This is a genomic window from Streptomyces sp. NPDC096152, assembly GCF_044763235.1.
Taxonomy (GTDB): domain Bacteria; phylum Actinomycetota; class Actinomycetes; order Streptomycetales; family Streptomycetaceae; genus Streptomyces.
In genome coordinates, this window is sequence record NZ_JBIWFW010000002.1 from 400777 (window position 1) to 415282 (window position 14506).

At 74.4% G+C, this 14506-nt stretch carries 12 protein-coding genes; 6 read left to right on the forward strand and 6 right to left on the reverse strand.

What is annotated here, in order from left to right; genetic code table 11:
- Positions 1 to 156: 156 nt before the first annotated feature.
- A complete protein-coding gene (locus ACIQ9G_RS07270) occupies positions 157 to 906 on the reverse strand; it encodes a TetR family transcriptional regulator (protein ID WP_403607333.1) in 750 nt (249 codons plus the stop codon).
- 177 nt (positions 907 to 1083) lie between these two features.
- Here ACIQ9G_RS07270 and ACIQ9G_RS07275 point away from each other — a divergent pair, with 177 nt between their 5' ends.
- From ACIQ9G_RS07275 to ACIQ9G_RS07285, 3 genes are all read left to right on the forward strand, one after another.
- Positions 1084 to 1917, forward strand: coding sequence for a hypothetical protein (locus ACIQ9G_RS07275; protein WP_403607334.1), 834 nt, complete (start codon positions 1084 to 1086; stop codon positions 1915 to 1917).
- A gap of 87 nt (positions 1918 to 2004) precedes the next feature.
- Positions 2005 to 2952: a peptidoglycan-binding protein gene (locus ACIQ9G_RS07280; RefSeq protein ID WP_403607335.1), complete on the forward strand. Its 948-nt coding sequence runs from the start codon at positions 2005 to 2007 to the stop codon at positions 2950 to 2952.
- A 117-nt stretch (positions 2953 to 3069) separates the two neighbouring features.
- A complete protein-coding gene (locus ACIQ9G_RS07285) occupies positions 3070 to 3561 on the forward strand; it encodes a flavin reductase family protein (protein WP_403607336.1) in 492 nt (163 codons plus the stop codon).
- Positions 3562 to 3625: 64 nt separating this feature from the next.
- Here ACIQ9G_RS07285 and ACIQ9G_RS07290 read toward each other — a convergent pair whose 3' ends face one another.
- The 3 genes from ACIQ9G_RS07290 to ACIQ9G_RS07300 form a co-directional block, all read right to left on the reverse strand.
- Complete coding sequence (locus ACIQ9G_RS07290; protein WP_403607927.1) at positions 3626 to 6019, reverse strand: SpoIIE family protein phosphatase; 2394 nt, start codon at positions 6017 to 6019, stop codon at positions 3626 to 3628.
- A 242-nt stretch (positions 6020 to 6261) separates the two neighbouring features.
- Positions 6262 to 6636, reverse strand: a complete 375-nt coding sequence (locus ACIQ9G_RS07295; protein ID WP_403607337.1) for a hypothetical protein — start codon at positions 6634 to 6636, stop codon at positions 6262 to 6264.
- Between the two features lie 427 nt (positions 6637 to 7063).
- Complete coding sequence (locus ACIQ9G_RS07300) at positions 7064 to 7987, reverse strand: MurR/RpiR family transcriptional regulator (RefSeq protein ID WP_403607338.1); 924 nt, start codon at positions 7985 to 7987, stop codon at positions 7064 to 7066.
- Positions 7988 to 8192: 205 nt separating this feature from the next.
- On the opposite strand from ACIQ9G_RS07300, the gene ACIQ9G_RS07305 reads away from it, so the two are divergent.
- Entirely contained in the window at positions 8193 to 8600 is a 408-nt protein-coding gene (locus ACIQ9G_RS07305) for a DUF3662 domain-containing protein (RefSeq protein WP_403607339.1), read from the forward strand.
- 48 nt (positions 8601 to 8648) lie between these two features.
- Here the strand turns inward: ACIQ9G_RS07305 and ACIQ9G_RS07310 are convergent, their stop codons facing one another.
- Together ACIQ9G_RS07310 and ACIQ9G_RS07315 are read right to left on the reverse strand one after the other, a co-directional pair.
- Positions 8649 to 10424, reverse strand: a complete 1776-nt coding sequence (locus ACIQ9G_RS07310; RefSeq protein ID WP_403607340.1) for a phospholipid carrier-dependent glycosyltransferase — start codon at positions 10422 to 10424, stop codon at positions 8649 to 8651.
- A gap of 166 nt (positions 10425 to 10590) precedes the next feature.
- A complete protein-coding gene (locus ACIQ9G_RS07315) occupies positions 10591 to 11274 on the reverse strand; it encodes a nucleoside/nucleotide kinase family protein (protein ID WP_403607341.1) in 684 nt (227 codons plus the stop codon).
- Between the two features lie 93 nt (positions 11275 to 11367).
- Between ACIQ9G_RS07315 and ACIQ9G_RS07320 the strand changes: the two genes are divergently transcribed.
- Positions 11368 to 12120, forward strand: coding sequence for an HAD family hydrolase (locus ACIQ9G_RS07320; RefSeq protein WP_403607342.1), 753 nt, complete (start codon positions 11368 to 11370; stop codon positions 12118 to 12120).
- A complete protein-coding gene (locus tag ACIQ9G_RS07325) occupies positions 12117 to 14459 on the forward strand; it encodes a glycoside hydrolase family 65 protein (RefSeq protein ID WP_403607343.1) in 2343 nt (780 codons plus the stop codon). The genes ACIQ9G_RS07320 and ACIQ9G_RS07325 overlap by 4 nt, the downstream gene beginning before the upstream one ends.
- Positions 14460 to 14506: the final 47 nt, after the last annotated feature.

The following is a 14506-nucleotide window of genomic DNA, read 5'->3' on the forward strand; positions in this document are numbered from 1 at the left end:
CTGGTCAGCTCCCTGCGCTCGGCCGGAATCCCGCGTGCCGGGTCGCCCGCGCACGCCTGTGCGCGGCCGCCCGTGCCACCGTGCACGGAGCACAGGGTATGGCACTCAGTGCCACTCGTAAAGGCACTGCGTACCCTCAATCTGCGGAACCGGGGCTCAGCTCCGGCCGAGTGCCGACTCGATCTCCTGCACGACCCGCCACAGCGGCGCCCCCCGCCGCGAGACGACCACGACCACGTCCTCCCCCTCCTCCTCGGCGCGGTGGCCGCCCGCGGGGGCGGCGGGCGCGTCGCCGAAGGCGGACTGCACGTATCCGAGCGCGTGGTCCACGGCGTCGCCTTCGTCGCCCTGCCCGTCGGAACGCAGCCAGGAACGCAGCGCGTTGTTGTGCGCGGCGACCACGGCGGCCGCGATCACGTCCGCCCGCAGCGTCCCGTCGCGCCGTCCGGCGAACCGGGTGCGCAGGTAGTCGGCGAGCGCGCGCTCGTAGCGCCACACCACCGACAGCTCGTACGCCCGCAGCCCGGGCACCTGCTTGGTGAGCCGGTAGCGCTGCACGGAGAACGTCGGGTTCTCGGCGTACATCCGCAGCACCAGCCGGGCGGCGTCGCAGACCCGCTGCACCGGCTCGTCCTCGTCGCCGCCGGCGGCCAGGAACGCCGTCATGTCGGCCAGGCACCGCTCGTGGTCGGGGAAGACCACGTCCTCCTTCGAGGGGAAGTAGCGGAAGAAGGACCGCCGCCCGACCTCGGCGAGCGCCACGATGTCGTCGATGGTGGTCTGCTCGTACCCGCGCTCCAGGAACAGCCGGAACGCCGCCGCCACCAGGGCGTCCCGCATGGGCGGCTTCGCGGCGGCCGCCTCCGTCTTCTCGCCGCGACGGGCGGCCGCGCTGCTGGAGCTCATGGACGGGAACGTAGCATCCGGCCGGGCAGGAATGGCACTCAGTGCGCTCCACGGAGGGAACTGAGTGCTCACACGGGGGTGCCGAGCAGGGGAAGTAACCTTTCTCCGCCCGCCCCCCTGCCCCGCCCCGGACCCCCGCCCGAGCGCAGGCTCGGACCCCCGCCCCAGGAGCCCCGTATGCCGTCCGCCCGACCCCGCCTCCTCTACGTCACCGACCTGGCGTACCCGGCCCGCGGGCGCCGCTACTGCGACGAGGACATCCACCTGACCTCGCGCCTGCGCGAGGACTTCGACCTGGCCCTGTGCCATCCGCGCGAGGCGGCCGCGCTGATGGATGCCTTCGACGCCGTCGTGGTCCGCAACAGCGGGCCCGTCCTGGAGTACCAGGCGGCCCACGAGGACTTCCGGGCGCGGGCGCTGGCCCGGGGGACCCGGGTCTACAACCCGCTCACCGGCAAGGCGGACATGGCGGGCAAGCAGTACCTGCTCGACCTGACCGCCGCGGGATTCCCGGTCATCCCCACCGTCGACCGGCTCGACGACCTGCACCGGCTGCCCGCCGCGGACCGCTACGTGGTCAAGCCGAGGCTGGGCGCCGACTCCATAGGACTCAGGACCGTCCCCGCCGACGTGCTGCCCGGCCTGGTCGACGGCGGCGTCCTCGTCCAGCCGCACATCGACTTCGTCTACGAGGTCTCGTTCTACTTCGTCGACGACGACCTCCAGTACGCCCTGTACGCGCCGGACCCCGCGCGGCGCTGGGACCTGCGGCCGTACCGGCCCACCCGCGAGGACCTGGAGTTCGCCCGCCGCTTCGTCGACTGGAACGCGCTCGGCCACGGCATCCAGCGGGTGGACGCCTGCCGCGCGCCGGGCGGTGGACTGCTCCTGGTGGAGCTGGAGGACCTCAACCCGTACCTGTCCCTGGACGCCCTCGACGACCCGGGCAGGGACGCGTTCGTCACCGCGATGAGGACTTCCCTGCACCGCTTCCTCGCCGCCGCCGGCTGAACCGGCCGGCCGTGTGAACCCGCGGGGCGGCGGCCACGTATCACTCCTCGGGATGGGGTCCGTGCGCAGGGACGGAAGGAGTGCAGTGTGTCGACACCGCGCGGAGACGGGCAGCCGCACGGCGGGCCGCCCCTCGAACCGGTCCGCGTCATACGGCCCCGGCGGACCGACGCCCTCGCGGAGCTCATGCGGGAGTTCCAGGAACGCCGAACCGGGAACCCCGCCGGCGAGGGCGTCCGACCCGGGGGCGGCGGAGGGGAGCACGGCCGGAGCGGAGACGGGAGCGTCGAGGACGCCGCCGTCGTCGTCGAGGACGCCACGGAGGAGCTGCCGCCGGTACCGGCCGACGGACCCGCGCCCCGCGGCGCGCCGCGCACCCGCCCGATCGCCGGGGAGACCGGCTGGTTCACCCGGGACAGCGGCCAAGCCGCCCGGGACTCAGGAGGCCCAGCCGCCCGGGACACAGCCCCGAGCGCCCGCGGCTCCGGCCCGGTCTCTCGTGACACCGGCCCGGGCGCACGGGGCACCAGCCCGGTCACGCCGAAGACGGCGGTCTCCGCCGGGCGGGACGCGGGCCCCGGTGCGCCGGGGCGTGGACTGCGCCGGGCCGCCGTCGTGGTCGCCGTCGCCGCGGCCGCCCTGACCGGCTTCGGTTGCGCCCTGCTGCTGCCCGGCAGGGGCGGGGCCGCCGGTGCCGCAGCGGCACCGGCTCCGCACCCGTCCGCGAGCGCCTCCACCGCCCCCGCTCCCGTCCCCACGGTGGCGACCGGCCCGAACCGTGGGACCGACCCCGACGGGCCCGGGACGCTGCGCGAGGGCGACAGCGGCCCGGAGGTCGCCGAGCTGCAGGAGCGCCTGCTGCGCATCCCGGACGTGTACCGCGACGGCTCCACCGGCGGCACCTACGACGCCGTGCTCAGGGCGGCCGTGGCCCGCTTCCAGCTCTGGTACGGCATCAGCGGCGACGAGACCGGCGTCTACGGCGACGACACCCGCCGGTCGCTGGAGTCCCGTACGGCGCTTGACGACGGGTGAGGAGGGCACACGCCGACGTGAAGAGGTGAGCCGGCGCGCCGCGCGCGGACGTACGGGCGTACGCGGGGCGGCGGCACACGGCGTACGGCGGTACGGAACGGCAGGAGCACGGCGGACATGGCAGGCATGGACACATTCACCCAACGGCTGGACCCCGACATGTACCTGGTCACGGCCGCGGCCGACGGGGAGCGGGCCGGCTGCCTGGTCGGCTTCGCCGCCCAGTGCTCCATCCGGCCCACACGGTTCATGGTGTGGCTCTCCAAGGCCAACCGGACCTTCCGGGTGGCCGAGCGGGCCGACCGTCTCGGCGTGCACCTGCTGACCCGGGAACAGCACGCGCTGGCCGCCCTGTTCGGCGGCCGCACCGCCGACGACGGAGTGGACAAGTTCGCCGAGGCCGACTGGACGCGGGCGGGGAGCGGTGCCGTCGTCCTGCCGGACACGCCGGCGTGGTTCGTCGGCCGGGTGGTGCGCCGCCTCGACGCGGGGGACCACGTGGGGTTCGAGCTCGACCCGGTGGAGTCGGGCGGCCGGGCGGACCTCGGCGGCCCGTCGCTGCGGCTCTCGGACTGCCTCGACATCACTCCGGGCCACCCGGCGGACTGACCCCCGAAGGCCCGAGCGGCCTGCTCGGCGGGCCTGACCGGGCAGACTCGGCCGACCAGGCGGGCTAGGCCGGTTCCGTCGGCACCCGGACGTCCACCACGCAGACGTCGTCGCGCCGCTCGCCCGCCAGCATCGAGCCCAGCAGCGGACCGAGGGAGCCGAACCCGTCCGCGCGGTGCGCGGCGGCCGACCGGGCGAGCCGGTCCAGACCCAGTTCGATGCCCTCGCCGGGTCTTTCGACCAGGCCATCGGTGTAGAACAGCAGCCGGTCGCCGGGCTCCAGGAGGTACTCCGCCTCCTCGTAGACGGGAGACCGGGTGGCTCCCAGCAGCATCCCGCGCGGGCGCTCCAGGAAGCGGGGCTCGCCCCCGCGCAGCAGCAGCGGCGGCGGGTGACCCGCCTGGGCCCACATCAGACGCCGCTCGCGGGGGTCGTAGCGGGCCAGCACCATCGTGGCGGTGCCGTGCTGGTCGCGGGAGTGCAGCAGCAGGGTGTTGAGCCGGGCGAGCGCCCCGGTCAGCGAGGAACCCGTGATGATCATGCCCTTGGCGGTGAAGCGCAGCTGGGCCATGGTGGCCACCGCGTCGAGTCCGTGCCCGGCGACGTCACCGACCACGAACAGGGCGTCCTCGTTGGGAAGTTCGATCGCGCTGAACCAGTCGCCGCCGACTTGGAGCCCGGACTGGGCGGGCAGATAGGCGACGTCCACCAGCAGCCCGGCCAGTTGCACCGGCCGCCGCGGCAGGGGCAGCAGCGCGTGCTGGAGCCGGCCGGCCAGGGTCCGCTCGGCGCGCAGCACCCCGTGCTGGGCCAGGATCGCCCGCTCGCTCTCGACCAGGGCCAGCTCCGCGCTGCGCTGCGCGGTCAGGTCCTGCACGAAGCCGTGGACCTGGACGGGCGTACCCGAGGCGTCCGGCACCGACTCGGCGACGGCCCGCAGATGGCGCACCCCGCTCGCCGTCCTGATCCGGAACGAGACGTCGAACGGCTTGCCCTCGGAGCTGAGCTCGCGCACGGCGCGGGCGAGCACGGGGCCGTCCTCGGGCAGCGCGAGGTCCGGCAGTTCGCCCAGCCGGACCGGTCCGCGCGCCGGGTCGCGGTCGAACAGGGCGAAGACCTGGGACGACCAGGCCGCCTCCTGGGTGACCAGGTTCCAGGTGGTCCAGCCGAGCCGGCCGAGCCGCTGCAGGTCGGCCAGGCGCAGTTCCTGCCGGTCCGAGGAGTCGTGCCGCAGCCAGGTCACCATCAGACCGTGTCCCAGGCGGGCGGCGCGCACCGAGTACGTGGACAACTCCTGGCGGCCCGCCACGAGTTCCTGCTGCGCGAACGGCTCGCCCACATACGGCTCCCCGGTGGCGAGCGTGCTCTGCCAGCCCTGCCACAGCGGCTCCTCGGCCACGGTCGGCCAGCACTCCAGGACCCGCAGGCCGACCAGCTCGCGTCCGCCGCGGCCGATCACGTCGAGGGTGCCGGAGGTGGCCGCGGCGATCCGGTAGTCCTCGACGTCCCCCGAGGCCGACCGCAGCGGGGTCAGCAGTACGGTCATGCCGGGAAGGGCGTCGAACAGGGGCTGCACGGTGTCCTCGGCGCCTTCCTCGCCGCGCTCCGGGCGGCCGTCGAAGGCGCGCAGCCGGCCCGCGCACAGCCGGACGACGCCGCTCAGCAGTTCCCGGGTGCGCGGGGCGAACGGCCCGTCGCGGCCGCGCAGCACACCGATGACCACGTCCGCCGTGCCGCCGCTCAACACGGGCAGCCAGGCGCGCGAGCGCCACCGGTCCGAGGCGTCATCGATCAGGGAGTACCGCTTGCGGTCCTCGGCGACGTCCTCCAGCCAGCGCGCCTCGCGGGCGGTGAGGGCGTCCAGCGCGGCGATCCCGCTCAGCGGGGGAACGCGGCGCCACTGCCGGGCCATCGTGTCGCCGATGCCGGCGTGGCCGATCAGCTCCAGCCCGCCGCCGGTCAGCCGCCGGTAGATCATCACCGCGTCGGCGCCCACGGGCGCGGCGAGCTGCTCCCGCAGGCACCGGGCCAGGTCCTGAGGGGTTTCGACCCGGACCAGGTCCCGGCCGAGACCGGCGAGGACGGCGGCGTCGGCGGCCCGGTCCGCGGTGGTCGTCCGGTCGCGCGCGGGAAGCGGCCCGGCGGACGGCTCCGCGCCGGCGGCAGCGGAATCGGGAACCGCGGAAGCGGCGGCGGAGGGCGGCGGGGCGGTCTCCCCGGGGACGTGGGCCGAGGGGGGAACCAGGGCGCCCAGCGTGAGCCAGCACTCTTCCATCAGCGTGCGGTGCGCCGCCTGGGCCCGTTGGAGCAGCTCCTCGTGCGCGGACTCCGGGGAGCAGCCGGTCAGCGCCATCAGCGCGCCCTTGGCACGCTCCACGACGGCCGAGGTGGCCGCCAGGTTCTGCAGCCGGTCCATCTCGGCCCGCTGCCGGGCCACGACCTTGGCCAACGCCATCATGTCGGGTACGGCGCCGGACTCCCCGGGGCGGGCGGGCTCGCTGCTCACGCGATGAGCATCGCACATGCCACCCGGTCCGATCACAGGGTCGTACGTCCGGATTCTCGCCGGGACCCTCCGTTTCCCCGGTCGGGCCGCCGCGGACGGGCGGCGGCTGTGCGGCCGGGTGCCGCGGGGGCGTCCCGGTCGGCGACCCCGCGATGTCTCAGCGGTGTCCCGGTCTCAGCGGTGGCGGCGGTGTCTCAGCGGGTGGTGCCGCGCTCCACCAGCGCCTCGGTCACCGCCCGCACGCTGCGCGCGATGTGCTGCAACTGCATGACCTCCGCCGCGTACAGCTTGATCGTGTGCTCGATGACCGACTCGGGCATGCCCAGCCGGGGCAGGTCGGCGCGCGCGGTCTGCAGGGCGGTCCGGGCCACCCGTATCTCCTGCTGGACCTGGAGGTGGGCGTGACGGGCGAGCAGCACGGGGTGGCGGATCAGCGCGGGGTAGCTGGCGTAGCGCGCGGGCACCAGTTCGCGCAGCCACTTGGCCGCCGAGCGCTCCCAGTCGTAGGTACCGGGCGTCTTGACCTGGCAGGGCCAGTCCGTGCTGATGCGCGAGGTCGTCAGGGGCATGATCTTCGCTTCCGGGTGTGCGGCGTCGTGAAGGGTGGTCCGACGAGGGTGAGGCGGCCCCGGCCTAGGGGATGACCGGGGCCGCCGCGATGGGCGCTCGCGCAGGCGAGGCCCGATCGAACATCCCGTGCGCCGACGCGGGTAGGAGACGGCGGCGCGGGATGCCCGTGCGGGAGCCCGGGAGGCGGACGGTGCCCGTGCGGGGGGTGGTGCGGGGTGCGCATGGGCGGTCCGTCGGCTTTCTCGGGCGTGCGGGTGGTGAGTCATGGGGTGCGGAACGTGCCCGGAGTGAGCCGGGGAGCGATCCGTGAGCAGTATTTATATATGCCGATCGCTTTGCAAGACGTATGAAAACATTCATGCCTGCTTTGAATGCATGACTCCCGTCCCTGCACTACGGGAGGTACGGACCGGGGAGCGGCCGTGCTCAGTCCTTGAGGAAGAACTGGTGCTGGTCGGCGATCTGCTCGTAGTCCTCCAGGCGGCCCTGGGTCCGCTCGGGGTCGGCGTCGGTCATCGCCTGCAGCAGCGCCGCGCACATCATGTTGGAGGCCGCGTAGGAGTCGAACACCAGGCGGGAGCCGGTGCCGGTGGCGAAGGTGACGTCGGCCTCGTCGGCCACCGGGCCGAGCGCCAGATCGGTGATCAGGGCGACCTTCAGTCCGGCGCTGCGCGCCACCCGGACCGCCGTGAGCGTCTCGTGCGCGTGCCGGGGCATGGAGAACGCCAGCACCCAGGTGCCCCCGGCCTCCCGGGACTGCAGCAGCGCGTCGTAGGCGACGCTGCCGCCGAGCGTCACCAGCCGCACGTCCGGGTGGATGCGCCGGGCGGCGTACGCGAAGTACTCGGCGAGCGACACCGAGATGCGCAGCCCCAGCACCGTCAACGGGGTGGAGGCGGACAGCTTGCGGCCGATGTCGATCACGCGGTCGGGGTCGGCGAAGTCGCGGCGCAGGTTCTCCAGGTTGGCGATCTCGGCGTCCACGGCGGCCTGGAGCTCGTTGCTCCGGTCCTCCTCCGGCGCGCCCGGACCGCCCGCGAGGGTGCGCAGGGCGATGGACTGGAGCTTCTCGCGCAGCGCGGGGTAGCCGGTGAAGCCCATCGCGGCGGCGAAGCGCGTCACCGACGGCTGGCTGACGCCGACCCGTTCCGCGAGGTCCGTGATGGACAGGAACGCCGCCTCGGCGATGTTCTCGATGAGGTACTGGGCGATGCGGCGCTGGCCGGGAGACAGGTGCGGTCCGTCGAAGAGTGCCCTGAGCTGGGACGTCGGCGCGGCCTCCGCCTCGGGAACCGTCTTGCCCGAAGTGATCGCGGATGCCTGTGCACGGGCCTGCTGCGGCGATGACACCGAAGCGCCTCCTTTGTCTCCCACAGGGGTTCAACATAGCTCACTCACCGTTGTGACCAGGGCTTGTACGGGGGCATCGGGCCGACGGCCGGGGGCGCCGCCGGGCGTGCGGAGGCAGACCGCCGGGCGGCCGGAGGGATAGGCGTGTGCCGTGCGGGCACCCGCCCGGTCCGACCCCGACGACTTTCGGCAGGTGGACATCCTCATGAGCACCCTGAGCGCGCTGGAACAGGCCCTGGAGAACCGGTGGGGGGCGCTCTGGGCGCGGATCGCCGGCAAGGAGCCGGTGGAGCTCCTCGACGCGCTGCGCCGCGAGTGCGACGCCCAAGCCGTCGTGTGCAGCGACCAACTGGTCATGGTGCCCAACGCCTTCGACGTCGAGCTCGCCGACACGGTGCACGACGAGCTGATCCGCCGCGGCAGCCGCGTCGGACAGGTGCTCACCGACAGTCTCGCCCGGCACGCCGAACGACGCGGCTACGCGTGGGCCGGCCCGCTGACGGTCCACATCGTCCGCTCCGGGCACGTGCCCAACGGCCGCTACCGGGTGGCCAGCCGGGTCATGCAGCACGTCAGCGCCGCGGGGTTCCAGCAGCAGCCGAACCCGGCCTGAGCGGCGCCCGGCCTGAGCGGCGCCCGGCCGCGGGCCGGGGTCGGCGGGTCAGCGCCGGTACAGCGTGATCGAGTGGCCCACCTCGTCGACCGGCCGGCTGCTGTCGATCAGCGCGGCCAGCCGTCCCGTCGCCTTGGCCGCCGCCGAGTCGGACACCACGAGCAGGCCGCGCACCCGCCGCGGGGGCACCTTGCGCGGGTCGGCCGCGTGGATGCCGTAGTACGCCGGGACGCCGCTGCCCTTGTACACCAGCCAGATCCGCTCGCCCGGATACCGGGTGCGCAGTCGGTCGGCCAGTCGGCCCAGGTCCTGCCCCCAGTCGACGTTGGCGTCGTGCAGCAGCTCGTGGGTCCGGGCCGGACCGCCGAACGCCTCGTTGGCGTACGGCAGGTAGTACGGATACGTCCGCAGGGAACTGACCGCGACGAACGCCACCAGCGCCCCGGCCGCGCCCCGCACCCACCCGCGCCGCACCACGGCCACGCAGGCCGCGGCCACCGCCAGGAACATCGGCAGGAACAGGGCGTACCGGGTGCCGAAGTCCCGGGAGGACTGCATCGCCGCGGCCAGCAGCACGGCCGGGGGCACGAGCACGTACGGCGCCGCCGGCCGCAGCCGCCGCACCGCGACCAGCAGGGCGGCCCCGGCCGCCCACAGGGCGACCATGCCGAGCGGGGTCTTCACCGCCAGCGCCACCGGCAGGTAGTACCAGCGCGCGCCCGTGTACACCTGCCCGAACAGGAAGCCCTGCCACGGACGGCCCTCCAGCCCGAACTGGATCCGCATGCCGTCGCGGTAGGCCTCGGGCAGGGGCAGCAGACCGGTCAGCGTCCCGCGCAGCCCGTGCACGGCGGGCACCGGCTCCCCGGACGTCCAGCGCAGCCGCGGGTCCACGACCAGGTACGCGGCCCAGACGACGGCGATCGCGGCCGCGGCCGTGACGGCGGCCCAGCCGGTGCCCAGCGCGAGCGCCCTGGCCCGCGCGGCGCGGCCGGCCGGGCGCCGGGCCGCCCACACCGACAGCACGGCGAGCGCCCCCACCACCGGTGCCGCGGGCAGCGCGCTCATCTTGGTCGCCAGGGCCGCGCCGAGCGCCGCACCGGCGGGCGGCAGATACAGCCGGGGCCGGCGGCGGCCCCGCCACAGCAGCCACACCGAGGTGAGCACGAAGCCGGCCGCGGGCACGTCCAGCGTGGCCAGGGAGCCGTGCGCGATCAGGTCGGGCGAGAAGGCGTACAGGGCCAGGGCCGCGAGGCCGCCCGCGGTGCCCGCGAGGTCCCGGGCGAACGCGAACGCCACCAGCCCGAAGAGCAGCGTCAGCACGATCACCGGCAGCCGGGCCCACCGCATCAGCCGCCACGGGTCGTTGCCGGACTCGTACAGCAGGTGCCGCCCGAGCCGCCCCTGGTCGCCGGTGAACGACGGATCGACGTGCGGATCGGCGACCGCGACCCCGGCGGCGATCAGCAGCTTGCCCAGCGGCGGGTGTTCGGGGTTGTAGGCCAGGCTGTGCTCGCGCAGGTAGACGGCCGCCGTGCCCACGTACACCGGCTCGTCGATGGTGGGTGTCTGCTCGGCGGCGGCGGTGACCATGGCGGCGGTCATCTGGGCGAGCAGCAGCACCACGACGAGCGGCACCAGCCATCGCCGGTGCCGCCGCAGCCGCCCGCCCCACGGTCCCGCCGCGTCGTGCCCGTTGCTCGGCTCCCCGGCCCGCGACTCGTCGTTCCCCGGCCTTCCGGACGCCTGCTCCCCGGCTCCCGGCTCCCGGGGCACGGTGCCGGGGCCGGGGGTCGGGACCGTGTGCTGTTCGCGCGTCATCATCCGCCCCGCGGCGCCGTCCCGCGGAGGTGAGGCGGCAGCGAGCGGGAGCCCCGTCGTGCCCGCCCCGCCGTCGTTCCGGCTCCCCCGCGCGGGCGGCACCGCTGCACGAGTCGTACCGGCGGACCCTCCGCCGTGCCCAGGGGTACGGCTCGCGGGCGCGGGGAGTTCAGCGACGGCCGGGCGCGGCGGGCGGGTTCGGCACCGGGACGGGCACGACGGTTCCGGGCACGACCAGGTCCGCCCGGTTCCGGGTGGCGGCGATCAGGTCGGCGTTGCGCTGGTCGGTGCCCAGCACCCAGGCGACCGCCTCCTCGTGGCCCTTGCCGAACTCCTCGTGCCGGGCGACGAGACGGCGGATTCGCTCCGGCTCGTCCAGTTCGCAGAACCACACCTCGTCCAGCCGGGCCCGGACCCGCGCCCAGGGGCCGGTGCCCAGCAGCAGGTAGTTGCCCTCGGTCACCACCAGACGGGCCGACGGCGGCACGGGGATCGCGCCCGCCAGCGGCTGCTCCAGGACCCGTTCGAAGCCGGGCGCGTACACCGTCTCGCCGTCGTGCTCCTCCCGCAGACGTCCGAGCAGCGCCGCGTAACCGGCCGCGTCGAAGGTGTCCGGCGCCCCCTTGCGGTCCCGGCGGCCGAGCCGGACCAGCTCGGCGTCGGCGAGGTGGAAACCGTCCATCGGGACGTGCGCCGCCCATGGCTCCCCGGATCCGTTCAGCGCCCGCACCAGATGCGCGGCCAGGGTCGACTTGCCCGCGCCGGGACTGCCCGTGATGCCGAGCAGCGCGCGGTGCCCGCCCCGCGCCAGACGGCGGGCGCGGGCGAGGAGTTCGTCGAAGGTCGGCGGCACACCGGACAGTGTGTCACCCGGGCGGTGGCATCGAATGCTCCCATGTGGCACTCGACACTCTCTCGACACCGCCGCACGGGGAAAGGTGCCTGTATGACAGAGCTCGGTCTGCCCGAAGAAATCGTGGCCTGCCTCTTCGACCTCGACGGGGTCGTCACCAAGACGGCCGTGGTGCACGCGGCTGCCTGGAAGGAGACGTTCGACGCGTTCCTGCGCGAGCGGGACGGCGCGCACTTCACGCCGTTCGACCCGGTCGCCGACTACGACGAGTACGTCGACGGACGGCCGCGCGCCGACGGGGTGCGCACCTTCCTGGCCTCCCGCAGCATCGAACTGCCCGAGGGCTCCCCGGACGACCCGCCGGACGCGGCGACCGTGAACGGCGTCGGCAACCGCAAGAACGAACTGCTGCTGCGCAGGATCCGCACCGAGGGCGTGGAGGCGTACGACGGCACGCTGCGCTACATCGACGCGGTCCGCGCCAAGGGCCTGCGCACGGCGATCGTCTCCTCCAGCGCCAACACCCTCGACGTGCTGCGCTCGATCGACGCCGAGCACCTCTTCGACGTCCGCATCGACGGCGTGGTGGCCCGCGAGCGGAAGCTGCCCGGCAAGCCCCGCCCCGACACCTTCGAGGCCGCCGCCCGGGACCTCGGCGTCGGCGTCGGGCAGGCCGCCGTCTTCGAGGACGCGCTGGCCGGCATGGAGGCGGGCCGCGCGGGCCGCTTCGGATACGTCGTCGGCGTCGACCGCGTCGGCCAGCGCGACGCCCTCTACGCGCACGGCGCGAGCGTCGTCGTGAAGGACCTCGCCGACCTCCTCGACGGCCGGGGAGGCGCCGCGTGATCACCCACCGCTCGTACGCCGTCGAGCCCTGGACCGTGCGCGAGACCGAACTCAGCCTGGACGTCCTGGCCCAGAGCGAGTCCGTCTTCGCCCTGTCCAACGGCCATGTCGGCTGGCGCGGCAACCTCGACGAGGGCGAACCGCACGGCTTGCCCGGCTCCTACCTCAACGGCGTGCACGAGGTGCACCCGCTGCCGTATGCGGAGGCCGGTTACGGCTACCCGGAGTCGGGCCAGACCGTCATCAACGTCACCAACGGCAAGATCCTGCGGCTGCTCGTCGACGACGAGCCCTTCGACCTGCGCTACGGCCGTCTCGTCTCCCACGAGCGCACCCTGGACCTGCGCACCGGCCTCATGGAGCGCGTCTGCGAGTGGGTCTCCCCGGCCGGCTCCACGGTCCGGGTGCGCTCCACCCGGCTGGTCTCGCTCACCCAGCGGGCCGTGGCCGCGGTGGCGTACGAGGTGGAGGCCGTGGGCAGCCAGGCCCGCGTGGTGATCCAGTCGGAGCTGGTCGCCAACGAGCAGCTTCCGGAGGCGGACGGCGACCCGCGGGCGGCGATGGCGCTGCAGGCGTGCCTGGAGCCGGAGGAGGACTTCTCCTCCGGCAACCGGCTGCGCCTGGTCCACCGCACCCGGAACAGCGGTCTGCGGGTGGCGGTGGCCGCCGACCACGTCGTCACCGGCCCCGAGCGCACGACGGCCGGCAGCGAGAGCCACCCGGACATCGCCCGGATGACGGTCACCTCGGTCCTGGAGCCGGGGCAGCGGCTGCGGGTGGAGAAGTTCGTCGCGCACGGCTGGTCCGGCGTCCGCTCCCTGCCCGCGATGAGCGACCAGGTCGACGCGGCGCTCGCGGCCGCCGCGCACAGCGGCTGGACGGGCCTGGTGGACGCGCAGCGGGCGTACCTGGACGACTTCTGGGCGCGCTCCGACGTCGAGGTGGACGGCGACGAGGAGATCCAGCAGGCCGTCCGGTTCGCCCTCTTCCACGTGCTCCAGGGCGGCGCCCGGGCCGAGCAGCGGGCGATCCCCGCCAAGGGGCTGACCGGTTCCGGCTACGACGGGCACGCGTTCTGGGACACCGAGATGTTCGTGCTGCCCGTGCTCACCTACACCTCGCCGGACGCCGTGGCCGAGGCGCTGCGCTGGCGGCAGAGCACCCTGCCGGCCGCCCGGGAGCGCGCGGCCCAGCTCGGGCTGCGCGGCGCCTCGTTCCCCTGGCGGACCATCGAGGGGCAGGAGGGGTCCGCGTACTGGCCCGCCGGCACGGCCGCCTTCCACGTGAACGCCGACATCGCGCACGCGGTGGTGCGGTACGTGGCGGCCACCCGCGACGAGGACTTCGAGCGGGACACGGGACTGGAGCTGCTGGTGGAGACGGCCCGCCTGTGGCGGTCGCTCGGCCACCACGACCATCACGGCGCCTTCCACATCGACGGTGTCACCGGCCCCGACGAGTACAGCGCCGTCGCCGACGACAACACCTACACCAACCTCATGGCCCGGGCGAACCTGCTGGCCGCCGCCGACGTCGTGGAACGCCACCCGAAGCACGCCGAACGGCTCGGCGCCGACGACGAGGAGGCCGCCGCCTGGCGGGACGCCGCCGAGGCCATGCACCTGCCGTACAACGACGAGCTGCGGGTGCACGAGCAGCACGCGGGCTTCACCCGCTACCAGCGCTGGGACTTCGCCGGGACCCGTCCCGACCAGTACCCGCTGCTGCTGCACTTCCCCTACTTCGACCTCTACCGCAAGCAGGTCGTCAAGCAGGCGGACCTGGTGCTGGCGATGTACACCTGCGGGAACGAGTTCGACGAGGAGCACATCGCCCGCAACTTCGCCTACTACGAGCCGCTGACCGTGCGGGACTCCTCGCTGTCGGCCTGCGTCCAGGCGGTCATCGCCGCTCAGGCGGGCCATCTGCGCCTCGCCTACGACTACGCGGCCGAGGCGGCGCTGATGGACCTGGAGGACCTGGAGCACAACACGCGCGACGGGCTGCACATCGCCTCGCTGGCCGGCACCTGGATGGCGCTCGTGGCGGGCTTCGGCGGAACCCGCCGGGCGGGCGACGCGCTGGAGTTCGCGCCCCGGCTGCCGGAGAAGTTCAGCCGCCTGGCCTTCTCGCTGCTCTTCCGCGGCCGGCGGCTGCGCGTGGAGATCGGCCAGGAGAGCGCGACGTACCGCCTGCTCGCGGGACCGGCGCTGACCATCCGGCACCACGGCACTCCGGTCACGGTGCGTCCGGACGCCCCCACGGCATGCCCGGTGCCCCCGCCGCGCCACCTCCCGGCGCCCGAGCAGCCCCCGAACCGCCGCCCGAACGTGCGCTGAGCCGCGCCGCGCCCGCCCCGGCCGTCCTGGTGGGGCGGGCGTCGCGG